Origin of the sequence: Flexistipes sp., from assembly GCF_036172515.1 — a bacterium.
Lineage (GTDB): Bacteria > Chrysiogenota > Deferribacteres > Deferribacterales > Flexistipitaceae > Flexistipes.
The window spans coordinates 1-23,817 of record NZ_JAXKVW010000023.1 but is presented as its reverse complement, the minus strand read 5'-3'; the positions used below and the strand labels follow the sequence as shown (position 1 = coordinate 23,817).

The 23,817-nt window shown below is 38.9% G+C and carries 20 protein-coding genes and 2 tRNA genes; 5 read left to right on the top strand and 17 right to left on the bottom strand.

Features of this window, described 5'->3' with window-relative positions:
- Positions 1–308: 308 nt before the first annotated feature.
- The 12 genes from UMU13_RS11185 to UMU13_RS11130 form a co-directional block, all read right to left on the bottom strand.
- Positions 309–384 (bottom strand) — tRNA-Phe (locus UMU13_RS11185).
- Positions 385–444: 60 nt separating this feature from the next.
- A tRNA-Cys gene (locus UMU13_RS11180) sits at positions 445–516 on the bottom strand.
- Between the two features lie 122 nt (positions 517–638).
- Entirely contained in the window at positions 639–1,793 is a 1,155-nt protein-coding gene (locus tag UMU13_RS11175; protein WP_328219161.1) for a peptidoglycan DD-metalloendopeptidase family protein, read from the bottom strand.
- Between the two features lie 4 nt (positions 1,794–1,797).
- Complete coding sequence (locus UMU13_RS11170; RefSeq protein WP_328219160.1) at positions 1,798–2,403, bottom strand: DedA family protein; 606 nt, start codon at positions 2,401–2,403, stop codon at positions 1,798–1,800.
- Complete coding sequence (recN, locus tag UMU13_RS11165; RefSeq protein ID WP_328219159.1) at positions 2,400–4,049, bottom strand: DNA repair protein RecN; 1,650 nt, start codon at positions 4,047–4,049, stop codon at positions 2,400–2,402. The genes UMU13_RS11170 and recN overlap by 4 nt, the downstream gene beginning before the upstream one ends.
- The gene (locus UMU13_RS11160; protein ID WP_328219157.1) at positions 4,049–4,906 is read right to left on the bottom strand and encodes an NAD(+)/NADH kinase; all 858 of its coding nucleotides are present in this window, start codon (positions 4,904–4,906) and stop codon (positions 4,049–4,051) included. The genes recN and UMU13_RS11160 overlap by 1 nt, the downstream gene beginning before the upstream one ends.
- Positions 4,878–5,687: a TlyA family RNA methyltransferase gene (locus UMU13_RS11155; RefSeq protein WP_328219155.1), complete on the bottom strand. Its 810-nt coding sequence runs from the start codon at positions 5,685–5,687 to the stop codon at positions 4,878–4,880. Before UMU13_RS11155 ends, UMU13_RS11160 begins: the two co-directional genes overlap by 29 nt.
- Positions 5,669–7,534 carry a 1-deoxy-D-xylulose-5-phosphate synthase gene (gene dxs, locus UMU13_RS11150; protein WP_328219154.1) on the bottom strand — a complete coding sequence of 622 codons (1,866 nt, stop codon included), beginning with the start codon at positions 7,532–7,534 and terminating at the stop codon, positions 5,669–5,671. Before dxs ends, UMU13_RS11155 begins: the two co-directional genes overlap by 19 nt.
- A 221-nt stretch (positions 7,535–7,755) precedes the next feature.
- Positions 7,756–8,655, bottom strand: coding sequence for a polyprenyl synthetase family protein (locus UMU13_RS11145; protein WP_328219152.1), 900 nt, complete (start codon positions 8,653–8,655; stop codon positions 7,756–7,758).
- Positions 8,636–8,875 (bottom strand): exodeoxyribonuclease VII small subunit, encoded by a 240-nt coding sequence (gene xseB / locus UMU13_RS11140; RefSeq protein WP_013886414.1) that lies wholly within the window; start codon positions 8,873–8,875, stop codon positions 8,636–8,638. The genes UMU13_RS11145 and xseB overlap by 20 nt, the downstream gene beginning before the upstream one ends.
- A 509-nt stretch (positions 8,876–9,384) precedes the next feature.
- On the bottom strand, positions 9,385–11,301 hold the full coding sequence (locus UMU13_RS11135) for a heavy metal translocating P-type ATPase (RefSeq protein ID WP_328219150.1): 1,917 nt from the start codon (positions 11,299–11,301) through the stop codon (positions 9,385–9,387).
- A 3-nt stretch (positions 11,302–11,304) separates the two neighbouring features.
- Entirely contained in the window at positions 11,305–11,601 is a 297-nt protein-coding gene (locus UMU13_RS11130; protein WP_273265486.1) for an ArsR/SmtB family transcription factor, read from the bottom strand.
- Positions 11,602–11,709: 108 nt separating this feature from the next.
- On the opposite strand from UMU13_RS11130, the gene UMU13_RS11125 reads away from it, so the two are divergent.
- The 4 genes from UMU13_RS11125 (at position 11,710) to UMU13_RS11110 (ending at position 18,135) form a co-directional block, all read left to right on the top strand.
- On the top strand, positions 11,710–12,756 hold the full coding sequence (locus UMU13_RS11125; protein ID WP_328219149.1) for a lipocalin-like domain-containing protein: 1,047 nt from the start codon (positions 11,710–11,712) through the stop codon (positions 12,754–12,756).
- Between the two features lie 101 nt (positions 12,757–12,857).
- On the top strand, positions 12,858–13,502 hold the full coding sequence (locus tag UMU13_RS11120; RefSeq protein WP_328219148.1) for an ABC transporter ATP-binding protein: 645 nt from the start codon (positions 12,858–12,860) through the stop codon (positions 13,500–13,502).
- Positions 13,499–15,994, top strand: coding sequence for an ABC transporter permease (locus tag UMU13_RS11115; protein ID WP_328219147.1), 2,496 nt, complete (start codon positions 13,499–13,501; stop codon positions 15,992–15,994). Before UMU13_RS11120 ends, UMU13_RS11115 begins: the two co-directional genes overlap by 4 nt.
- Positions 15,995–16,212: 218 nt before the next feature.
- Positions 16,213–18,135 (top strand): transketolase, encoded by a 1,923-nt coding sequence (locus UMU13_RS11110; protein WP_328219146.1) that lies wholly within the window; start codon positions 16,213–16,215, stop codon positions 18,133–18,135.
- Positions 18,136–18,546: 411 nt separating this feature from the next.
- Here UMU13_RS11110 and UMU13_RS11105 read toward each other — a convergent pair whose 3' ends face one another.
- Genes UMU13_RS11105 through UMU13_RS11085 form a run of 5 tightly spaced genes read right to left on the bottom strand, consistent with a single transcriptional unit; the run spans position 18,547 to position 23,027 of the window.
- Entirely contained in the window at positions 18,547–19,272 is a 726-nt protein-coding gene (locus tag UMU13_RS11105; protein WP_328219145.1) for an ABC transporter ATP-binding protein, read from the bottom strand.
- The gene (locus UMU13_RS11100; RefSeq protein ID WP_328219144.1) at positions 19,262–20,032 is read right to left on the bottom strand and encodes an ABC transporter ATP-binding protein; all 771 of its coding nucleotides are present in this window, start codon (positions 20,030–20,032) and stop codon (positions 19,262–19,264) included. Before UMU13_RS11100 ends, UMU13_RS11105 begins: the two co-directional genes overlap by 11 nt.
- 1 nt (position 20,033) lies before the next feature.
- On the bottom strand, positions 20,034–20,978 hold the full coding sequence (locus tag UMU13_RS11095) for a branched-chain amino acid ABC transporter permease (protein ID WP_328219143.1): 945 nt from the start codon (positions 20,976–20,978) through the stop codon (positions 20,034–20,036).
- Positions 20,978–21,877: a branched-chain amino acid ABC transporter permease gene (locus UMU13_RS11090; RefSeq protein WP_328219141.1), complete on the bottom strand. Its 900-nt coding sequence runs from the start codon at positions 21,875–21,877 to the stop codon at positions 20,978–20,980. Before UMU13_RS11090 ends, UMU13_RS11095 begins: the two co-directional genes overlap by 1 nt.
- 25 nt (positions 21,878–21,902) lie before the next feature.
- Positions 21,903–23,027: a branched-chain amino acid ABC transporter substrate-binding protein gene (locus UMU13_RS11085; RefSeq protein WP_328219139.1), complete on the bottom strand. Its 1,125-nt coding sequence runs from the start codon at positions 23,025–23,027 to the stop codon at positions 21,903–21,905.
- Positions 23,028–23,130: 103 nt separating this feature from the next.
- Between UMU13_RS11085 and UMU13_RS11080 the strand changes: the two genes are divergently transcribed.
- On the top strand, positions 23,131–23,253 hold the full coding sequence (locus UMU13_RS11080; RefSeq protein WP_328219137.1) for a hypothetical protein: 123 nt from the start codon (positions 23,131–23,133) through the stop codon (positions 23,251–23,253).
- The last annotated feature ends 564 nt before the right edge of the window (positions 23,254–23,817 follow it).

The window sequence follows — 23,817 nt, the reverse complement described above, 5'->3', positions numbered from 1 at the left end:
GAATAATTCAGGAAGCGCGGCTTCAGCCGTGCACAGCTTATTTCGAAACCCTGTATTATCAAGCATGCGGGACTACCAGGGCACTTAATAATTAAGTGCCCTGGCCTAAAACTGAGAAAAACACATTATTCAAAGCTCTTGATTCTTGAAAATTTTAAAAAAATGATTGAGGCACTGAAAGGAGAGGAATAAATCAATAATGTTTCCCTGGATATGCTCGAAGTATGCGAGCCTGGCAAAAAGTGTAACATATGTGTAACACAGTAACATATTGTTTTTTGAATATTTGTAAGTGACTGATAAAAAAGTGGTGCCCAGGGGCGGAATCGAACCACCGACACGGGGATTTTCAGTCCCCTGCTCTGCCGACTGAGCTACCTGGGCTTTTGAAATGCTTGGAGTTTTTACAAAAATTACCGTAAAAAGTCAAGCGTTTTTTTGAAAAGGCGACGCCCGGATTCGAACCGGGGTACACGGCTTTGCAGGCCGCTGCCTAAGCCACTCGGCCACGTCGCCATAATTTGTCATCTAAGCTTCCAAACAACTGACTAAACCGGAGAATGTCTCCTGAAATAACCAAGCGTTACTTCTATAAAAAATATCTGTTATTGTCAAGGACTTTTAGATATTTAAATCCATCAAAAGAACATAATCCCGCTAAAATTATTTCTTAAAGCATACTGCATATAAGAGTTATCCAGCATATTAACATAAACATATGTATCAGATTTAAATTCATCCATTTTGGCCTGAGGAAGTTTTTTTGTCGGAGCTTTAAAACGCAAAGGATTAAGATAATTTCCATATTTTTTGATACTGTAATGAACATGGGGGCCGGTGGCATAGCCGGTAGAGCCGACATATCCTATAATATCGCCCTGTTTTACATACTCCCCTTCATTCAAACCTCTTTTAAATCCTGAGAAATGAAGATAAAGTGTATAATAGCCGTTGTTGTGCTTTAATTTAATATAGTAACCGTTAGCATTGGTATAACCCCTGACTACAACTCTTCCGTCTGCTGTGGCGCGCACCGGCGTACCTGTAGGTGCAGCATAATCCACACCGTTATGCTTCCTGTATACGCCTAAAACCGGATGAAGTCTTCTGTTTTGAAACTTAGAGCTTATCCTGAAAAATTTAAGGGGTGCTTTGAGGAAACCTCTTTTCAGAGATTTGCCGTTTGGTCTGAAATAACCGCTTATCTTCCCGTCTTCAAAATAAAGACCTCTGATCAGCCTGCCCTGGTTGACAAAATCCACGGCAAGAATCTTTCCGTAACCGATAAATTTTCCTCTGCAAAATTTCTTCTCCACTACAAGTCTGAAACTGTCACCCGTTCTAATATCATTAAAAAAATCCACTTCCCATTCAAGTATATTTGCCATACGTACTGCCAGAATATCCGATTCACCGACTTTTTGCATTGCGTAAAAAAGAGAGTGGGAGATTTCCCCCGAAACAACTGTTCTCAAAATATTTACAGGATACTTAACAACCTCTATCGTAATTGTTCCGTCTTCGTTTCTCACAATGTGGATTTCTTTGGTGATATTAATCTTGATAATTACCTTATTATTTGTTATTTCAATTTTATCTCCTATCTGAAGAGTAAAGTCAGGCACCTTTTCCTTTATCATTTGGCTAATATTTATGATTTCAGCCGGAGTAAATTTCCCTCTAAAAAGGTCATAAAGTGTATCGCCCCGTTTAACTGTATAAGCTCCAGCAGTTCCGCAAATAAACAGGGAAAGAAGAATAAAAACAATTAAAGTTTTTAGTCTGTATATCATAAAATCACCTTTTGACGTATTTTTTGTATACAATTATATAAATCAAAACCAGCAGTAAAAGCAAGGGAAGAATTATCATAGTTATTGTTGCAAGCTTTTCTTTCACCAGTTCAATATTTTTCCCCACATAAAATCCCACATAAGCGAGAATAACCACCCATATGCCCGCACCTGCAGCAGTGTAAAAAACAAACTTGGCAACATTCATTCTGGCCAACCCGGCGGGAAAAGAGATATATTGTCTCACACCCGGAATTAATCTACCCGCAAAAGTGGTAATTTCACCGTGAGAAAAGAAAAAATTCTCCATTTTTAACAGCTTATCTTCACCCAGAAAAAAATAATTACCGTATCTGAACAGAAAAGCCCTTCCGAACCTTACGGCTAAATAATAATTCACCAAAGCACCGATTACACTGCCAAGTATCCCGCAAAATATCACCATAAAAATGTTCATTTGACCGGTTGCCGCCAAAAAACCGGCCGGCGGGACCACCACCTCACTGGGAAAAGGGAAAAAAGAGCTTTCAAGAGCCATCAGAAAAATAATACCCAAATATCCTAACGACTGGGTCAAACCGACTACAGCCAAAGCAAACTTTTCTATCACGCCTGATGCTCCAGCATCTCATCCGCCTGTTTTAAGGCATAAGGGGTTACTTCACCTGCAATCATTGTGGCAAGAACTTCTTTCTTCTCTTCTGTTGAGAGTGTCTTAATTCTTGTAAATGTCGAACCTTTTTCAGAAATTTTTGCAATATGAAAATGGCTGTCGCTTTTCGATGCAACCACCGGTAGATGGGTTATTACAAAAAGCTGCTTTGTTTTTCCGAGATTTTTCAGTTTCTCTGCCACTTTCCTCGCAGTAACACCGCTTATTCCGGTATCGATTTCATCGAAAATCAGTGTGGGTGTGTCATCCATACCGCTGAAAACTTCTTTTAATGCAAGCATTATACGAGAAAGCTCTCCGCCGGAAGCCACTTTTTTCAAAGGTGACGGGGAGAAACCTTTATTTGTAGCAATATAAAATTCCACATCAGCCCCGGCATTTGCATCTAATTCATCTTTGACATCTACATTAACCTCAAATTTTGCATCCTTTAGTTCCAACGATTTTAATATATTTTCAACCCGTCCGGCCAGATCTCTTGCTGCTTTTTTTCTGGATGCATTAAGCCTGCCGGCAATATTTTTAAGCTCTCTCTCAAAATCTGTAAGCTCTTTTTCATACTGTTCTATCTTTTCCTCATCAAAAGTCACATTATCAAGTTTATTTTTCAAATCATCCGCAAATTCCAGAACATCTTCAAAATCAGGCCCGTATTTTGACAAAAGCTTATCCAGCTGCATTTTTCTTTTTATAAGACTGTCGAGTTCCTCCGGGTCTCCATCCTGTTCGTAATAGAGATGAGATATGTTGTTAATACAATCGTTCAGTTCATAATAAACATCCTGAAGTCTGTTGTGAATCGATTCAATATCTGCATAATAATCAAAAACAGAAGAAATCTCTTTCAGCGAGGTATTAATTAAATCGCTGGCATTGTATTCGCCTTCAGAAAGCACCTGTAAACTCGTTGAGAGAGCTTCTCTGATTTTTTCTATATTATTTAAAAAGCTGATTCTGTTTTCAAGTTCGCGGTCTTTATCCGGCTCTATATTTAAACTTTCAATCTCATTCAGCTGAAATTCCATAATATCTTTATTCTTAAGTGTATCACTGTATTCCTTTTTTAATCTCTCCAGCTCAGAGGCAAGTTTTCTGTATTCTCTGTATTTAACGGAGTATTCATCTTTCAAGTCATTGTCAATCAAACCGTCAAGATATTTAATATGGTTTCTGGAGTTTAAAAGCCTTTGATGCTCGTGCTGTCCATGGAAGTCAACAAGGATATCAAAAATTTGTTTCAGCTGTTTCAGTGTGGCAATATGTCCGTTGAGCGATATCTTATTCTTGCCGTTGGAATCGACAGACCTTTTTACAACTATCTCATCCTCTATTTCAAACTCATCTCTGAGCTCCTCGCTCAGCATTCTGAAATCCCCTGAAAAAGCGCCTTCCACACTTACTTTTTTTTCGGGATCCCTTGCCATTTCCCTGCTAAAACGTTCACCAACCAGTAATTTAACAGCCTGAATTATCAAAGATTTGCCGGCACCGGTTTCGCCGGTGATAATATTAAGACCTCCTGAAAACTCCAGACTGATTCTGTCAATTATGGAAAGATTGCTGATATTTAACTGGGTAAGCATCAGGTGCTGCCCCACCCTAATTTTTCCTTTAACAGTGCAAAATAATTTCTTTTCTGTGACACAATCAATTTTACCGGCTGTGGAGATTTGTATATAAAAATTTCCTCTTTCAAAGACATTTTTCTGCCGATTTGGCCGTCATAGGTTATAAAAACTTTCTCGTCATCATTTAAGATACGTATCTTAATTTCACTGTCATCGTGTATAACAATGGGTCTGTGGGTAAGTGAATGGGGACAAATCGGTGTCAATATGATGGAATTGAGCGTAGGATAAACTATCGGGCCGCCCGCTGCCAGAGTATAAGCAGTAGAGCCTGTGGGAGTTGAAATGATCAGCCCGTCAGCTCTGTATGTATTCACATACTGATTGTCAATATGAACTTCTATATCAATAATCCTTGCCAACGCCCCTTTGTTGATAACAATATCGTTTAATACCTCTGTAGTGAATACTTTTTCTTCATCATAAAAAATATCGCTTATCAGCTTCATACGGTTATCGAATTTATAGTTGCCGGAAAGCACTTTCTTCACAGTATCAAGAGCTTCCTCTACTTTTGTTTCCGTGAGAAAACCAAGCCTGCCGAGATTTACTCCCAAAATAGGGATATTGGCTCCGGAAATAATCCTGTTGGAGGAAATCAAAGTGCCGTCTCCGCCCAAGACAATAAGAAGATCTGCATTGTTTTTAATCTCGTTATGAGTGGTAAAGTCGGAGTAGCCGAGTACCGAAGCCGTTCTTTCTTCCAGCAGTACATTCTTGCCTTCTGACTTCAGATAGTCGCAAATCTGAATAGTTATGTCCGCCACTTCCTCAGCATGAGGTTTAACAACAATAGCTATATTCTTCATCATTAACAACCTGCTCTATAATTTCATTGATATTTTCGATTTTATTAATATTTTCATCATACCTGAAATAACTCAAATACTCAATATTGCCTTTCGGTCCCTTTATCGGAGATTTAGCAAGCCCGGCAAATTTCAGGCCGTACCCTTCGGCCGCGTTGATTACTTTAAGAATAACCCTTTCATGAACACCGATGTCTCTCACCACCCCGTTTTTGCCCACTTCATTTTTTTCAGCCTCAAACTGAGGTTTTATTAAAAAAACAGCTTCTGTGTTCTCTTTACAGAATAAGGCTGTTTTGGGTATTATCCTGTTCAGCGAAATAAATGATACATCACATACAATTATATCATATTTCTCACCAAGAAGCTCATATTCTGCATGACGAAAATTAACCTTCTGCAAATTAACCACTCTCGGATCTTTGGTCAGTGAATAATGCAGCTGGTTTTTGCCCACATCCACAGCCACTACCTTTTTTGCTCCGTTCTGCAGAGCAACATCTGTAAAACCTCCGGTGGAAGCACCTATATCAAGAACTGTTTTACCATCAAAATCTATTCTGAAAACGTTTTTTGCTTTATCAAGTTTCAATCCCCCTCTGCTCACAAAAGGGAGGGGTTCCTTAACATATATCGGGATATCCTCTAAAACACGTGTTCCCGGTTTATCCAGAAGGTGATTATCCGTATAAACATTGCCCGACATAATAAGTGCCCTGGCCTTCTCTCTGCTTTCAGCAAAACCTCTGTCTATCAAAAGTACATCTAATCGTTTTTTGGCCATAAATCTTTTACTATATCAAAAATATAATCTGCGTTAAGGCCTATGGATTTTCTCAGAGAAGGGATATCCCCATGCGGAACAAATTCATCCGGAATACCGAATTTTCTGATTTCGCCTTTGTAGCCGTTATCAATGAGAAGAGATTGTATTTTTTCACAGGCTCCGCCGTTTAAAGCGTTTTCCTCTATTAGTATAACACCCTTCTTTTCATAAAGAACCTCCAGCAGCTTTTTACTATCCAAAGGCTTAACAAAACGCAGATTAACAAGTGAGCATTTATTTCCGGACTGTTTTATTTTATTGTAAAGTTTATAACTCTCCGAAAAAATATGCCCCACTGAAACAATAGCATAATCCCCTTGGTCTGAAATAATTTCAGGCTCTCCTAATTTTACCGGCTGACGGGCAAAATCATACTCATCTGCTGAACCCCGTGGATACCTTATTGCAACCGGTCCGTCCACAGAGCTGCTTAATTCTAACATTTCCTCAAGCTCATCGCCGTCTTTAGGCGCCATTATTGTCATATTGGGAATTAATCTAAGGTACGACAGGTCGAATGTCCCGTGATGAGTGGGACCGTCTGCTCCCACAATACCGCCTCTGTCGATACAAAACGTTACTGGTAAATTCTGCAGGGCAACATCATGTATGATGCTGTCAAAAGCTCTCTGCAAAAAGGTTGAATATATTGCCACATAGGGTTTGAGACCGTTCACTGCAAGTCCTGCAGAATACGTTACAGCAAATTGCTCTGCAATACCCACATCAAAGAAACGGTCGGGAAATTTTTCTGAAAAGCTGCGCAGACCCACACCGTCAGGCATAGCTGCAGTAAGTGCAACAATATTTTCATCTTTTTCTGCCATCTCACAAATTTTATCACCGAAAATGTCGGTATAGGTTTTCTTTTTGCCAAATTTTACGGCTTCGCCGGTTTTTAAATCAAAAGCAGACACACCGTGAAATTTTTCCGGATTTTCCTCTGCAGGCTTAAACCCTTTTCCTTTCTTCGTGCCCACATGAATAAGAGCAGGTCCGTCCTGTATCTCAGCATTGTGTAAAGCTTTAGTCAAATCCCTTATGTTATGACCGTTTATCGGGCCTATATATTTAAGTCCAAATTCTTCAAAGAGAACGCCGGGTGTAAAAAAACCTTTCAGGCCTTCCTCCATCTTTTTAGCCACATGAAGAAAAGCAGAACCCATAGGCGCATGCTCAAAAATATTGGCAACATCCTTTCGGAATCTGGTATATATTTCGCCGGTCATTATCCTGGATAAGTAGCTGGACATTGCCCCTACATTGGGGCTTATGGACATTTCATTATCATTCAGAATAACAATCATGTTTTTGTCAAGATGCCCCAAATAATTAATAGCTTCATAGGCCAGGCCGGCTGTCATTGCACCGTCACCTATTACCGCCACCACTTTCTGATCTTTGTCTTTCATATCCGAAGCCGTTTTAATACCCAGTGCAGAAGCTATCGACGTGCTGGTATGCCCAACACCGAATGCGTCATAAGGACTTTCCGAAATCTTGTTGAACCCGCTGATTCCACCGTACTGCCGGAGTGTGTGAAATTTATTTTTCCTGTCGGTTAAAATTTTGTAAGCGTAAGACTGATGACCAACATCCCAAACAATTCTGTCATTAAGTGGATCGAAAACTTTCAATAAGGCCAGTGTAAGCTCAACAACCCCCAAACTGGGAGCCAGATGTCCGCCGGTTTTGGAAACGGACTCAAGCATAAATTCCCTAACCTCTTGTGCAAGCTTATCTAACTCTTCATAATTAAGCTTTCTTATATCGTCAGGCAGCTGCAGCCTATCAAGAATTTCCAAGTTCTCCTCCAATGTCCATTTATGCATAATTGCACATTTTTTTGCTGTGTGCCGCTTAAAAGAGATCTCCAGGCTCCACTATGTTCCGCTTGGGATAAATTATGTCATCCCGACCGAGGATGGATCTCTTGTTAAATAACTTTTTTTCTTACCCCATCCTATTTTTCCCCCGAGTTTGAGCAAGGGGGGTATTTTTTCGACTAATATGTATACTCTACTAACTAATTATTTCTGTCTATTACAAAACGAGCAATCTCTGCCAATGGCCGTGAAGCTGCTCCATAACAGTCAACAAGTGCTACGGATTCATCAATTAATGCTCTGGCCTTCTTTTTTGATTCATCCACTCCATACAGCCCCGGATAGGTGGCTTTACCTTTTTTCAGGTCGCTGCCTGCATCTTTGCCCAGCTGTTCTGTAGTGGCGGAAATATCCAACAGATCGTCAACAATCTGAAACGCCAGCCCAATATTTATACCGAATCTTTTTAAGCGTTCTTTGTCCTCTTCACCGCCGTAACCGAGGACTGCCCCCAATTCAGTACAGTATCCCAGCAAAGCTGCTGTTTTATAATTATGTATGAAATCAAGCTTTTCAGCTGTAAAATACGAATTTTCAGATTCAACATCAACAAACTGACCGGCGATCATCCCTCTGTCTCCACCCGCTTTTGCAAGTTTCAATGCAGCTTCGCAGCGCAGTTTTTCTTCAGTTTCCGGATTTATAACAGGATCCAGCATCACTTCAAATGCCTTTGTCAGTAAAGCATCCCCTGCCAGTATAGCCGTTGCTTCACCGAACATTTTATGATTGGTGGGATTACCCCGTCTGTAATCATCATCATCCATTGCCGGTAGATCATCGTGGATGAGTGAATAAGTGTGCAGCATTTCCACAGCCGCAGCATAAGGAATAACCTTATCAAAATCATTATCGAAAATTCCATAAGAAGAATATATCAAAACAGGTCTGAGACGTTTGCCCCCGGCGAGAAGGCTGTATCTCATAGCTTCAGTCAATCCTTCGGTATTTTTATCGAAACTGCTTAAATTCGTTTTCAGCCAGTTTTCCGTTTTTTGTGCCCAGAACTGCATATATTTTTTAAGATTGAATGTCGTCATCAAAGTTCTCCGTAATTAAATTTTCTTCCTCATCCGTACCCAGAACTTTATTCACCCTTAACTCCACATCATCAAGTATTTTTTTACATTCTTTGCTTAATTTCATCCCTTCCTGAAAAAGCTTCAGGGTCTCTTCAATACCGTAATCGCCTTCTTCAAGCTGATTAACGATCTCCTCAAGGCGTTTAATCTTTTTCTCAAAAGTTTGATCTTTACTCATAAATTCCTCTTTGCATTACTATTTTCCAATATCAGCAATATTTTTTATATATGCAATATTTTAAAAAATTAACAATATCTCTGTTTACATAAATTAGCAAAAGTAAAATAAAAAAGCAAACGTGACGATAAATAAATGTAATTGGAGGTGGTTAGAGGTGGTTAGAGGTAGTTGGAGGTAGTTGGAGGTAGTTGAGGTAGTAGGGGTAGTAGGGATTAAATATTGTGTCCAGTGAAATCACCAAAATTGACGAAGGTACTCAAAACTTATTACTTAACACTTAACACTATTTCACTATAAAATAGGCATAGTTATTAAAAAAATGGGAGGGGAACTTTTCAAGTAACTCGGGTTTTAAAAAAGAAAACTTTTACTGAATTTAAAACTGTCAACAGTGCCGCTCCCACATCGGCAAAAACTGCCGCCCAAAGTGTTGCCATACCGAAAAAGGAAGCAAGCATTACAGCAATTTTTATTCCCAGTGCAATGGCAATATTTTCAGAAAAAAGTCAAAGTGATTTTTTTGAAATATCATATAAATCGTTAATTTTATACAGTCTGCTCCCCAAAATCACAATATCCGCCATATCCACCGACAAATTAGCCGCAGTCTGCCCCATAGCAATTCCCGTATCGGCGTAACTCAGAAGTGCTGTATCGTTCAAACCGTCACCAACTGCAGCAACACTATGTCCTTTCTCTTTCAGCTTTTGCAGAATATCGAGCTTTTCATACGGGAGCAGTGAAAAATAATATTCTTCAATACCAAGCTCTGAAGCCACAGATGAGACCACTTCTTTTGAATCTCCTGAAACGATAACCGGGGTCACACCTCTTTCTTTAATTTTTTTCACCGTTTCAACTGCGTCTTTTCTCAATGTATCAGACAGCATAATTTTACCCGTAATGTTATTATTTTTAACCACATACAGGCAAATATATGAGTTCTCCGAAAAAATATTTTCATCTTCCACTGACAATTCTTTAAGCAATTTCTCATTACCAATATAATAAACATCACCGTTTACCTCACCTTTTATTCCCATACCGGCAATCTCACTAATATTATTAAACTGAAAATCACCGGCAAAATCTTCAAAAGCTGAGGCAATGGGATGAGATGAGTGGAGCTCAAGAGCAGCCGCTATTTCAAGAACAAACTTCTCTGAATAACCGTTTAACGATTCAGTTTTTTTAACGGAAAATTGGCCCCGCGTAAGTGTTCCTGTTTTATCAAAAAGTATATAATCGCACTCTTTTACAGTTTCCAGGAAATTGGCCCCTTTCACAAGAATTCCCTTTTTTGCCGCCACACCGATATTGGCAAAAAAGCTCAGCGGCACTGACAGCATTAAAGCGCATGGACATGAAATCACAAGAAAAACCAGGCCTTTATATACATGATCTGCAAAATCTGCTGTAGTGCTATATAAACCGAAAAGCTGCAAAAAATAAGGAATAAAGACAATAGCCACAGCGAGATATACCACCACCGGTGTATAAAAACGGGAAAATTTGGTAATGAATTTTTCCCTGTCAGATTTGTTTTGCGGAGCATCTGCAATCAGCTCCAAAATTTTTGACGTTGTGGATTCAGCAAAATCTTTTTCAGCTCTTATTTTCACACTTCCACTTAAAGGGGTCGAACCTGATACTACAAACTCTCCTTTTTCTATTCCCACAGGAAGACTTTCACCGGATATCGAAGACTGATCAAACTCCGTATATTCTGAAACCAGCTCTCCATCCACAGGCAGAGTTTCTCCGGCTTTCACCAGTATTATATCACCTTTAACAACCCCCTCGGGTTTTATATCGACAATCTCTTCCCCATCAATTCGGTGGGCAACGCCTGAGACAAATTTGGTTGTATCCAGTATCGTATTCTTTGAATTTTCAACCGCCCTTGCCTGCAACAGTTCTCCGATTCTGTAAAAAAGCATCACACCTGCCGCTTCTTCAAATGCGCTTATTGCTATCGCCCCCAATGTTGCAATACTCATAAGAAAATTTTCGTCATAGATATAACCGCGCTTCAAATTAACAGCTGCAGTTTTCAGAACATTTTTACCCGTTAAAATGTAGATAATTACAAAAAATACTGAATAAATATAACTATACTCACCTAAATCAGTTGTCCTGGAAAAAATGAGAACAAGTATATATACAGATAAAATCACCACATCTTTAAAATACCCGGCAGATTTCCCCGATTTACTCCTGCTAACTTCAACATCAGTTTCATGGTTTTTTACAATTCGAACAGCCTCATCAAAAACATCACCTTCAGTCTTTACGATTATTCTCTGGCCTAAAAGATCCACATTGGCATCCTCAACACCTTTGATCTCTTTGAGCTCATTTTCGATTTTCAATGCACAGGAGGGGCACCTCATATTTTCAAGAAAATATTCTCTGATTTTCATTCCTTACAGCTCCTCAAAATGTTCCAGTGCGGTTTCTATGATATGTTCTATATGCTCATCATCCAGTGAATAATAAGCAAACTTCCCCTGCTTTCTGACTTTTACAAGTTTAAGAATTCTAAGTTTTGAAAGCTGATGGCTCGCAGCACTCTGGCTGAAACCTGTATTGTCACAGATTTCCGTAACCGTCTTCTCCGATTCAAGCAATTCAAACAGAATTTTCAGCCTTGTGGTATCAGAAAAAGCGGTGAAGAAATCAGCCAGTTCTATAAAATTTTCTTCTGTAAAATTATCTTTCATAAGAAACCTCTTTTGCCTCATCTTCGCATGAACATATTATCATGTATTCACACATTGTCAAGAAATTTTTCATTTACTGTTTGTTGATTTTGTTTATATTTGCTGATTATGAGAAAATTTATAATTGTTTTAATCGCTCTATTAATATCAGCCGCCGCTTACGCCGAAAATTACACAACATTATCACCGGATGATTCCGTTAAATTGAATCAGGATTTATACTACAGAAAAAATTTTGCTTCCCAGTGGTGGTATCTTACCGGCCATCTTGAAACGGAAGACGGAAGAAAATTTGGTTATGAGCTCACTTTTTTCGCCGTTGGTGTTAATAAAAAAGAGTTCCAAAGTGCCTTCGGACTAAATAATTTGTTTATTTCACATTTTGCTGTAACGGATATAAAAAGGAATGAATATTACCAGAAAGAAGAAATTTCAAGGGGGGCATATGGTGCCGCCGGAGCTTCAGCTTCCAGACTGAATGTTTTTGTATACGACAATGTCTTAAGAGGTAGTTTAAACCAGATGCATGTGGAAGCAGAAGCGGAAAATTTTTCTATAAAGATGGATTTAAAGTCCGCAAAAAGACCTATTTTAAACGGCGACAATGGTTATTCAAACAAAGTCTACGGATGTGGAGAATGTGCTTCGCTGTATTTTTCCATCACAGATATGGATACTGCCGGTGTTATTGCAATTAACGGAGAAAATTATAATGTTTCCGGAAAAAGCTGGTTCGACAGAGAAATAAATTCGGATTATAACACAGATAAAATTGAAGGCTGGGACTGGTTTTCCATCATGCTTGATGACAATCGTGAATTGATGATTTACCGTATCAGGAACAGAAAAGGAAAAGCAAATAAAAGCTCATACGCTGTTCTTATAGACAAAAACGGGAAAAAGCAAAAGCTTGATTTCAGTAAAATTTCTCTCGACGTAACGGAATATTTCAAATCTGAAATCACAGGCTCCGAATATCCCGTCGGCTGGCATATCAGGATTCCCGAAAAAAATATTGATATAAAAATAAAGCCTTATGTGAAAAATCAGGAATTTATAGCAACCTATTCAACCTTTAACTATTACTGGGAAGGTGCCTGCAGTGTAACAGGAACAGACAAAGGAAAAGCTTATATCGAATTGACAGGGTATTAAATGGTATTAGGGGTGGTAAGGGTATTAGGGGTATTAGAGATTTATTCTGTTAAATCCTGCTACTTAATCTTGTGGTTAAGTGGCAGGGTAAGGGTGAAAAAATGATAAAACTGGAAAATGTTTCAAAAAAATACGGGAACAACGTTGTACTGGATAATTTAAACATTAACTTCAACAGCGGTGAGTTTATATCCATAATGGGGCCTTCAGGCTCAGGCAAATCAACACTTTTGAATATCATTGGTGCAATGGATAAGCCGGACTCAGGAAAAGTCATCATAAACAATGAAGAAATAAACCGCTTTAATGAAGAAGAACTGACACTTTTCCGGAAAAAACATGTCGGTTTTATTTTTCAGTTTTTTAATCTGTTTAACAACCTTACAGTTTTTGAAAATGTCCAGATACCGCTTCTCATTTCAGGAATAAAAGAGCAGAACAGTATAGAAGAAATCCTTACCTCACTCAATATCTGTGATAAAAAATTCTCATACGCAAGCCAGCTGTCAGGTGGTGAGCAGCAACGGGTAGCCATTGCCCGGGCCTTGGTTAAAAACCCCGACATAATTCTGGCTGATGAGCCCACCGGAAGCCTTGATTCAGAGGCAGGAAAGAATATTCTTTCCATTTTAAAAGAGATAAACAAAACAAGAAAAGTAACCGTCCTTTTGGTAACCCACGATATAAATGTCGCATCATCTGCTGAAAAAATCATCAAAATCAAAGACGGCAGGTTCTCCGATTGAATACATTAAAATTGATAGCGGTAATAACATTAAGAAATCTGAAAGAGGAAAAACTTTTCAGCATTATTTCGATATTGGGAGTAGCTCTCGGTGTTGGCCTGTTTATATCTATACTGGGGACAACTCAAACTGCAATAAACAGTTTTACAGAGGATATCAAAAAACTTAACCCTGACACAAATTATCAAATAGAACCGAAATTCGGCAAATATTTTGACGAATCCGTTTACAAATTATTAATCAGGAACGATTACAAACCGATACCTGTAATTAAAACAAACGGGCTCCATGAAAAAACCGACACAAGTATCAATCTGTTCGGCATAGACACCTTTTCAGCATTCAAACAGTCCCGCATAAAAATTTCACCTGAAAAAATCAACATACGTGTTTTTTTAAACGATATTGATGGAGCCATCCTGACAAAAGACGTTGCACAAAGAATTGGAGTAAAAACAGGAGATAATTTCAGCCTGGTCATAGGTAATAAAAAGGAAAATTACACGGTTGCAGGCATATTGTCTGCAAAGAGAATACCCACAGGCATATATCAGGATATAGGCAACTTTCAGGAGAAACTGTCAATATTCGGCAAATTAAGCCGAATCGACTTGGAAAGCAATAATGCTGACAAGCTGAACAATATTCTCCCGCAATCCGTGCGGTTGGTCAGCAAAGCAGGTGTCATCAAAAATGAAAAAGACATTCTGGAATCTTTTAAATTTAATCTGCATTTCATAAGTTTTATTGCAATCTTGGTGGGCTTTTTCATGCTGTACAACACAATTTTTATTACAGTTGTGAAAAAACGCCCACAGATCGGGATATTGAGAGCTTTAGGTGCGGATAAAAAACAAATTATTTTTCTCTTTATTGTTCAGTCAATAATTTTGGGTGTCATCGGCTCGTTTTTAGGTTTATTTCTTGGGCAGATTCTTTCATTCTACTCTTCGAAAATGGTGGAAGACACCGTCACTACAATATTTAAACCCGTTATTATTGAAGAGATGTTTGTTTTCAGCAGTTATGCGCTAATCGCTTTTATTATCGGACTTGCAATCTCACTGATAGCTGCAATTTTACCGGCTTTTGAAGCTTCCAGAGTAAAACCCACAGAAACGGTAAGAGAGGGAACTTTTGAGCTGAGATACCGAAAATTTTACAAAAAAGCTTTCGTATTGGGCATAATTTTAATAACTGTGGGAATCTGTTTTAGTCTGGCTGATTATTATCTTAAAATATTTGATCAACCTTTCTTTTCTTATGCCGGTGTTTTGCTTATATTAGCCGGCTTTGCAGCGGGTTCACCGTATTATCTGGAAAAATTTCTGCAGAAATGCCAAAACCTTTTAAAAAAAATATTCCATGCTCCGGGGACGATTTCCTCGGCAGATATATACAGCAGTCTCTACAGATTTTCCATAGCACTGATAAGTGTCACCGTCTCCACCGCTCTAATAATAAGCATGATGGTTTTAATAAACTCATTTGAAACATCACTTAAGCATTGGATAAATAAGAATCTTAAAGCTGATATTTTCATAAAATCATCTTCATGCTCGTCCAACTTCTGTTTTGAGCCGATAGACAATAATATCCTCTCAAAAATAAAAAATATTGATGGAATCGCAGCACTCAATCCTTTTATGGCGATGCAGGGCAAATTCAGGGGGCAGGATGTAATATACGGTTTTGGAAATGAAAAAGTTGTAAAACAGTACAATCACAACATGGAAGATTACAAAGTCACTGACAGTGTGGCTGTTTCAGAATATCTAAACATAAAATACGGCATAGAAAAAGGTGACGAAATTTTGCTTGATACCCCTGCGGGGCAGAAAAAATTTAAAGTACGGGAAGTATTCACAAGCTACTCCACCACTCAGGGTTTTATCATTCTCGACAAATCTTTTCAAAAGAAATACTGGAACTCTTCAGCCTTCACCCAGCTCAGTATTTTTCTGGGAAAAAATGCAGATACTGCAAAAACAATAGAAAAAATAAGAAAGGAATTAGGAGGTAAATATACTCTGGACATTTTGAACAACAAAGTTCTGAGACAAAAAGTAATGGGAATTTTCAACAACAGCTTTCAGATAACATACGCCATTCAACTGACGGCACTGATAATTTCACTTCTTGGGGTGGCCAACATGTTATACGCTGTAGCCCTGGAAAGAAAAAGGGAGATCAGCATCCTGAAATATCTGGGTGCCGATAATAAATTTTTAACAAAAATTTACATGATTTCAGCAGGTTTCATCGGATTCTGCGGAATAATTTACGGTGTAATTCTGGGCATTATCCTCAGTTTTATAATTATAAAAGTCGTCAACACAATTTCCTTCGGCTGGAGTATAAACATTCATTTAAACATCATTAATATGTTTGCAACATTGGTGATCCTGTTAATATTTGTAATACTTGCAGGTATCCTCCCTTTAAAAACAATAAAACAGACCGATCCCAAAAAATCAGTCAGCTACGAGTAATAAATATAAGTGTGTTTAAAGGTAGTTAGGGGTATTAAGAGTAGTAAGGGTAGTAACTGCTCACACAACTTTATCAACTTCCTCAACCTCAACTTTTACCTCACTATCTCACCTCATTAACATCGCATTTTTATTTTGCAGGTGAGTAAAAATCGGCTTCAGTTGACATTAATCGTGCATGCTGATATAAAAACCAAACTTTAATTGTGAGGTAAAATATGACAAATAGATTCACGAATCATAAAATTACAGATAAAGAGCTTTCCGAGCTTGATTCTTTGGCAAAAATATGCAGGGCAGATATACTCAAGATGACAACCCTTGCAGCCAGCGGACATCCCGGCGGCTCAATGTCCTCAATAGACATGCTGCTTTTGCTGTATAAGTTTGCAAACATCAGTCCTGATAATTGCCGGTCGCTGGATAGGGACAGAATTATTGTTTCCCACGGTCACACATCTCCTGCCGTTTATTCTGCACTGGGCAGAAACGGCTTTTTTGATATTGATGAAGCTGTTTCACAGTTTCGTCTTGCAGGCAGTATCTTTGAAGGGCATATCGAAAGATCAGTACCTGGTGTTGAATGGTCCACCGGCAATCTGGGTCAGGGATTATCAGCCGGGTGCGGCATGGCAGTATCAGGCAGATTAACAGGAAATGATTCCCAGATTTATGTACTCATGGGAGACGGTGAGCAGCAGAAAGGACAAATTTGTGAGGCAAGAAGATTTGCAGTTAAGCATAAACTCAATAACATTACCGCATTTATCGATTACAACAAACTTCAGATCAGCGGCAGTATAGAAGATGTCATGCCTCAGAACATTAGAGATGAGTACACGGCTGATGGATGGATGGTTTTTGAAGTTGACGGTCACAATCACAAACAGCTTTTCGATACTATAAAAAAGAGTAAAGAAGTGGACAGACCTGTAATGATACTTGCAAAAACAGTCATGGGCAAAGGCGTGAGTTTCATGGAAAATATTGCCGGCTACCACGGGAAACCCTTAAGTGAAGAACAGCTGGAAGATGCTTTAGCTGAGCTTGGTATTGAAAACAATCTTGAGCGTTATAAAAAAATGCGCAAAGAATTCCGTTTTAATGCAAAACAACATAAAATCCCCGAATATGAAACATCTGTAAACACAGGTCAGCCAAAAGCTTATACCGTTGAAACAAAAATGGACAACAGATCCGCGTTCGGTAACGCTTTAACGGACATCATCCAGCACAATTCATTAAAAAAATCCAACACACCAATAGCAGTTTTCGACTGCGATTTGGCCGGTTCGGTAAAAACAGACAAAATAAAAAAAGAATACGGTGAAGTTTTCTTCGAATCAGGTATACAGGAACACCATACTGCCACATGCTCGGGAGCAGCTAGTGTTAACGGGGTTGTAAGCTTTTTTGCCGATTTCGGAGTGTTCGGGATTGATGAAACATATAATCAGCAGAGGTTAAATGACATAAACGGAACCAATCTGAAAGTTGTCACAACCCATGTGGGAATGGATGTGGGAGAAGACGGCAAGACACATCAGTGTATTGACTATATAGGTACTCTAAGAAACCTTTTTGGTTTTAAAATAATAATACCTGCAGACCCCAACCAAACGGATAAAGCGGTAAGGTATGCCGCTGCGAATTACGGTAATTTTCTTATAGGAGTCGGCAGATCCAAAACACCTGTTATTTCTGATGAAAACAACAAACCGTTTTTCGGTGAAGACTACAATTTTGAATACGGTAAAATGGACATTTTGAGAAACGGTGACTATCCTTTGTTCACACACGGAGCCATGGTACCTTATGCTCTTGAAGTGCAGAAGATTCTCAAAGAAAAAGATGTTTCACTTAAGGTGATAAATGTCAGCTGTCCGGTTGCTGTGGATTCAAAAGAGCTGAACTCTTTAATCGATACCGATGTAATCTTTACCTACGAAGATCATAATAAATATACAGGTATTGGAAGTTTGATCGCTGACAAACTGCTGGAAAGTGGTGAAAAATGCCCCGGAATAGTAAAATTCGGTGCGGATAAATACGCTTATTCCGGAAAACCTGCCGAAGTTTTTAAATTGATGGGAATAGATCCTGAATCTGTTGCCGAAAAAATTCTAAAAAACATAAAATGAGACTTTTGAATAACTCTATTTGTCATGCTGAATTTATTTCAGCATCTCGTATTATCAATAAGTTATGAGACCCTGAAACAAGTTCAGGGTGACAATATCCCAAATATTCAAAAGTCTCAAAATAATAAGCCCCTACCAGTGAGGCTTTATAAGTTAAGGTTTCAAGTTTCGCACTTAGGTCGGTCATTGCGAAGCCTTGTGGAAACAGGGTTGTGGCAATCTCAAAATAATAAAAAAAGAGAGATTGCTTTGTCGTTAGCACTCCTCGCAAAGACTTACAATAGGTGCAAGTGCGAAACTTAAATTAAGGTTATGAATAATGTTCTTTTTCATGTTATTGAAAGTGGGACTTTATCATTTTGTTAATTGGGGTTGGTTCCCAACGTTGAACCTTGAACTTTGAACCGACAATCAGTTTTCTTTCTTTTTACCAAGATAAGCTTCCTGTACTTTTTCAGAAGTCAGAAGCTCATCAGAAGAGCCTTCAAGTGCTATATGACCAACTTCCAGAACATAGCCTCTATCGGCCAGTTTTAAAGCAGCCTTGGCGTTTTGTTCAACAAGAAGTACAGTAACCCCTTCCTCACTTATCTCTTTTACAACTTTAAAAATCGCTTTGACCAACAATGGGGCCAGCCCGAGACTTGGCTCATCAAGAAGGAGCATTTCAGGAGAATTCATCAAGGCTCTGCCTATAGCCAGCATCTGCTGTTCGCCACCGGATAATGTTCCTGCCAGCTGTTTTCTGCGCTCTTTTAATCGGGGGAAAAGCTCATATACCCAGTTTAGCATTTCCTTATCAAACGTTTTTTTTGTATAAGTCCCGAGCCAAAGATTTTCCTCCACAGTTAAGGTGCCGAAAACCCTTCTGCCCTCAGGCGAATGTGTTATCCCTTTTTTAACAACATTATGGGAAGGAATTTTTGTAATATCCTCACCCTTGAAATAGATTGAACCCTCTTTTACCTTTTCAAGACCACTTATAGCCCGCAGGGTAGTTGTTTTCCCTGCACCGTTAGCCCCAAGTATCGTTACAATCTCACCTTTTTTAACATCAAAGCTGATTCCCTTAACTGCCTGAATACTTCCATAATTTACTTTCAGGTTATCTATAACAAAAAATTTATCATTCGTCATCTTCATCACTCCCTAAATAAGCTTCAATAACCTGGGGATTTTTCTGAATTTCGGAGGGTTTCCCTTCGGCAATTTTTTCTCCGAAATTAATAACTGTAATATAATCGGTTAATTCCATAACCAGGTCCATATCATGTTCGATAAGCAGAATTGTTACACCTTGTTTCCGAATACCGTTTATTAGCTCAACCAAAGCGAGTGTTTCGCTATCATTCAGACCAGCTGCGGGCTCATCAAGGATCAAGAGTCTTGGCTCCGTTGCCATTGCTCGGGCAATTTCAACCTTTCTCTGGATGCCGTAGGGCAGACTGTTGGTGGGGTGTGATGCGTAATCTATTAAATCAAAATATTCCAGTGTTTCTTTTACATGCTGCCAGTTTGCAATTTCATCTTTATAAGATTTTGGTGTGTGAAATATGGTATTCCACCACTTTTGTCTGCTTCTGAAATGCCTTCCGGACATTACATTCTCTGCAACACTCATTTTTGAAAAAAGCCGAATTGTCTGAAATGTCCTCACAACCCCTTTCATAGCAATTTTATGAGGCTGCAAACCTGTAATATCTTCTCCATCCCACATTATTTCGCCGTCTTCAGGAGTATATATACCGGTAATACAGTTAAATACGGTGGTTTTACCGGCACCGTTAGGACCAATCACACCGAATATCTGGCCTTCATTAATTTCCATATCCAATCTGTTAACAGCAGTCAGACCGCCGAAAACTTTTGTTACACCTGATAATTTTAAAAGGGACATATTATTTCTCTCTCACAAATTTTGGAAATTTGCCGAACTTAAATGGTAAAATACCGTTCGGCCTGAGCACCATGGCTAATATCATGGCAAGACCGAATACAAGATAGCGTGCAGTATCAAATTGCCTGAAAACTTCCGGCAACACAAACATTACAAACGTACCGATAAGAATTCCAGGTATGGATGAGGGACCGCCCACCAGCACTATGGCAAAAAACAAGACTGATTCTTTGAAAGTAAAAGCTTCAGGACTGATGGCACCGTACTGTATTGCAAAAAGAACCCCGGCAGCACCGGCAATACCGGCTCCCAGTGCAAAAGCCAAAATACGATAAAACCGCACATTGATACCTATACTCTGGGAAGCTATAGGATCCTGGCTGAGATAATGAAAAGCCCTTCCGGCTTTGCCATGCTCAAGATTTTTTATTATAAGCAGCGTTATTATGAAAAAGAGAAAAGCCACATAATATATTGAGGTCTGTGACATCAGCTGGAAACCAAAAAGATTAAGCGAATCTATACCAAAGATACCGTTCGGTCCTCCTGTAAGTCCAAAAGCATCATTTTCCAGAACCTGTAAAAAAACCATATTCAAACCCAAAGTTGTTACCAAAAGGTAATCGCCCCTCAGGTGAACAATGGGAGCAGACAGACAGATACCGAATAACGCGGGAATTATAATTGCAAAAGGTATAGTTGCAACAATAGGCAGACCGTAGTGATAATTTAATATACCGCAGATATATGCACCCATTCCGAAATAAATGGCATGACCCATATCAAACATTCCGGCCCGACCTAAAACGATATCTTCACTCAATGCAACAATAGAAAATATTAAAAAAGTAATGCCGACTGCAAGCCAGCGCCCTTCTGCTACAAAAGGGTATAAAATAAGACAAGCAAAAAACAATATAAAAAGCAGATTTTTTGTATTTTTCATCAGACCTTCTCCGCTACCTTTTCACCCAAAATGCCAGTGGGCCGGAAAATAATAATTAAAATAAGAAGAAGAAAGGTAAAAGCATCTGTCCAGGTACTGGACACATAGCCTGCAATAAGAGCATTAAAAAGCCCCAGCAGAATTCCCCCCAGCATAGCACCGGGTATATTACCGATTCCTCCCATTATTGCAGCTACAAAAGCGTACAAACCATACTGCCATCCCATCTCAAAGGTTATTCCTCTATAATACATTCCTATAAATATCCCGCCTACCGCTCCGAGAGCTGAGCCGATTATAAATACAAGAGAAATAACTCTGTCCACATTTATCCCCATAAGTCTTGAGGCGTCTTTATCTATTGCTGATGCACGTATAGCAGTCCCCATTTTTGTTCTGTTTATAAAAAGATAGAGAGCAATCATCAGAATGAGGGAAAGTACAAGAATAAGCATCTGGATAAATGTTACAACAGTTCCTCCGATGTTCCATACAATATTCGGCACAAGATTACCGGGGAAAAAATTCACATTAGGACCCCAGGTAAGCATAATTCCGTTTTGAATAACAAGTCCGGCACCAAGTGCTGAGACAACTGCACTTAGTCTGGGTGCATTCCTGAGAGGTTTATATGCCGACTTATCAAGTGCAACACCGGCCACTGCAATTACTGCCATAGTAATCAGAAATAAAGCAATGACAGAAAAGAGGGAGGCTTCGCCTCCCAATATTTTTGCAAAAACAGTCATACCTACAAATGCTGAAAGAGCAACAAGGTCGCCATGGGCAAAGTTAATCAGCTTCAGAATTCCATAAACCATGGTGTAGCCCAGGGCAATCAGGGCATACAAACTGCCTATAGTGAGGCCGTTGATTATTTGTTGGAAAAAAATATCCATGACGACTCCTTGTTAAAGCATTTATTTATTTACTTACTACGTCGTAATTTCCGTTCTCATTGATTCTGTAAGTTAAGTACGAACTTCCAACACGCTCTCCGTCTTCATCCCATGCGAGCGGGCCGCTTAAACCTGGATAAGGCTCCATTTCCACCAGATAGTTTGCAATTGTTTTTGTATCAGTAGATTTTGTTTCTTCAATTGCGTGCATAATGGCTCTGAGACCGTCTGCATTCAAAACAGTCCAGATGCTTGGGGGCATTTCATTGTATTTTTCTTTGTAATCGGCAAGAAATTCCTTGGCAACATCATAAGGGAGAAGTTCCGGAGTGGGAACGTTAATGATATAAGCACCTTCAGCAGCTGAACCGGCCAGTTTTACAAAGTCAGGGTTGTCGTTGGCATCGCCGCCGATAAAATCAGCCTCAATTCCCAACTGCTTCTGCTGAGCTCTCAAAAGCCCGCCGTCGCTGTAATAGCCGCTGAAGTATATCACATCAGGATTCATTGATTTTATTTTTGTAAGTATAGGAGTATAATTTTGAGAATTAGCCTTGATTTTTCCAGTGTAAATAATGTTTCCACCTAATTTCTTGACTTCTTCCACTACAGCATTACCAAGTCCCTGGGCGAAAGTGGAATAATCCGTAATAACTGCAATTCTGTCATATTTTTTCTTGTTTATCATCCAGTCAGATGTGTACACTGCTTCCGCACTGTTAGGGTTGGAATTTCTGAAAAATGTCCAGTAACTGTTCTTAGTCAGAGCATCAGCTGTACCGTCACTTGTCTGCAATACCCCTGCTTTATAATATATTTCTTGCGCAGCCTGAGCACATGTAGATGTGTAAGATCCGATAACGGCAATTACACCTTTGTTTACAAGTTCACGACCGCAAATGGCTGCAGCCTGAGCGGTTCCTTCATCATCACATGTGTAAACTTTTATCTTTTTGCCAAGAAGTCCGCCTTCTGCATTTTTCTGCTCAACCAAAAGTCTGACTGCCTTGTCAATCCCCTGCCCCTCATTGGCATAGCTGCCAGTGATAGGAGCCTGAACCCCTATCTTAATTACATCCTCCGCATATGAATTTGAAACGAAAAAAGTTGCAGCAAATAACACTGCAAGTGTTGTGAAAAGTTTTCTCATGGTAACCCCCGATATAAAATTTTGTTTTGGAACCAATATACCTTGTTAACAAAAAAACAAGTGATTGTCAAGTATATTGAACATATTTCAATATAATACTAAAATGATAGCTGTTGTGCCGGTCTTTAAAGTAAAATATTTTTTTATTACAAAGCATTTCCAAAACCGGCATATTGTTCAGGATAGTATACAGGGAAAAGAGGCTGATATTATTTCAACTTCCTGAAATTTTTAAATTCTTTTAAATATATATGCTCCTGAAATATAACAATAACGAACTATTTTTAGCACCTTATATCAAATACTGTATTAATGTATAAGAAAATCTGCATACAACAGGCAATATTTATACATTCAGTAATTGTTAAATTTTTTACTAAATGAAACTTGGATCTTTATTTGGCAATCTTTCAAAATAAAACCGGGATGCATGAAGTGTAGGTATTAAGGGTAGTATAGGTAGTAGAGGTAGTATAGGTAGTAGGAGTATTAGGGATTTAATGCTATGTTAGCCTGCGCTGCGTCCACCAGTGGGTGCGGATTCAAGGTCCAACGTTCAATATTAAATACCCACGCAATTGATACACAAATTTACCAATATACAAGTATAACACTCAACCATTTCAACATGTTTTCGTCTTACCTCATGAGCATTGAACCTTGGCCCTGTGGACATGCTACAGTTTAGTAGACAGTAAGTTAAGCCAATGCTATAAAAAAAGCAGAGGTGCGAAATGAAGAAACGAAGAGTTTACAGTGAATCTTTTAAGCGAGAAGCTGTAGAATTATC

Coding starts and splice junctions, on each gene's coding strand:
- UMU13_RS11175 (WP_328219161.1), bottom strand. CDS start 1,793: ATGATATACAGACTAAAAACTTTAATTGTTTTTATTCTTCTTTCCCTG.
- recN (WP_328219159.1), bottom strand. CDS start 4,049: ATGCTTACCCAGTTAAATATCAGCAATCTTTCCATAATTGACAGAATC.
- UMU13_RS11160 (WP_328219157.1), bottom strand. CDS start 4,906: ATGATGAAGAATATAGCTATTGTTGTTAAACCTCATGCTGAGGAAGTG.
- UMU13_RS11155 (WP_328219155.1), bottom strand. CDS start 5,687: ATGGCCAAAAAACGATTAGATGTACTTTTGATAGACAGAGGTTTTGCT.
- UMU13_RS11145 (WP_328219152.1), bottom strand. CDS start 8,655: ATGACGACATTCAATCTTAAAAAATATATGCAGTTCTGGGCACAAAAA.
- xseB (WP_013886414.1), bottom strand. CDS start 8,875: ATGAGTAAAGATCAAACTTTTGAGAAAAAGATTAAACGCCTTGAGGAG.
- UMU13_RS11135 (WP_328219150.1), bottom strand. CDS start 11,301: ATGAAAATCAGAGAATATTTTCTTGAAAATATGAGGTGCCCCTCCTGT.
- UMU13_RS11130 (WP_273265486.1), bottom strand. CDS start 11,601: ATGAAAGATAATTTTACAGAAGAAAATTTTATAGAACTGGCTGATTTC.
- UMU13_RS11125 (WP_328219149.1), top strand. CDS start 11,710: ATGAGAAAATTTATAATTGTTTTAATCGCTCTATTAATATCAGCCGCC.
- UMU13_RS11120 (WP_328219148.1), top strand. CDS start 12,858: ATGATAAAACTGGAAAATGTTTCAAAAAAATACGGGAACAACGTTGTA.
- UMU13_RS11110 (WP_328219146.1), top strand. CDS start 16,213: ATGACAAATAGATTCACGAATCATAAAATTACAGATAAAGAGCTTTCC.
- UMU13_RS11105 (WP_328219145.1), bottom strand. CDS start 19,272: ATGACGAATGATAAATTTTTTGTTATAGATAACCTGAAAGTAAATTAT.
- UMU13_RS11100 (WP_328219144.1), bottom strand. CDS start 20,032: ATGTCCCTTTTAAAATTATCAGGTGTAACAAAAGTTTTCGGCGGTCTG.
- UMU13_RS11095 (WP_328219143.1), bottom strand. CDS start 20,978: ATGAAAAATACAAAAAATCTGCTTTTTATATTGTTTTTTGCTTGTCTT.
- UMU13_RS11090 (WP_328219141.1), bottom strand. CDS start 21,877: ATGGATATTTTTTTCCAACAAATAATCAACGGCCTCACTATAGGCAGT.
- UMU13_RS11085 (WP_328219139.1), bottom strand. CDS start 23,027: ATGAGAAAACTTTTCACAACACTTGCAGTGTTATTTGCTGCAACTTTT.
- UMU13_RS11080 (WP_328219137.1), top strand. CDS start 23,131: ATGATAGCTGTTGTGCCGGTCTTTAAAGTAAAATATTTTTTTATTACA.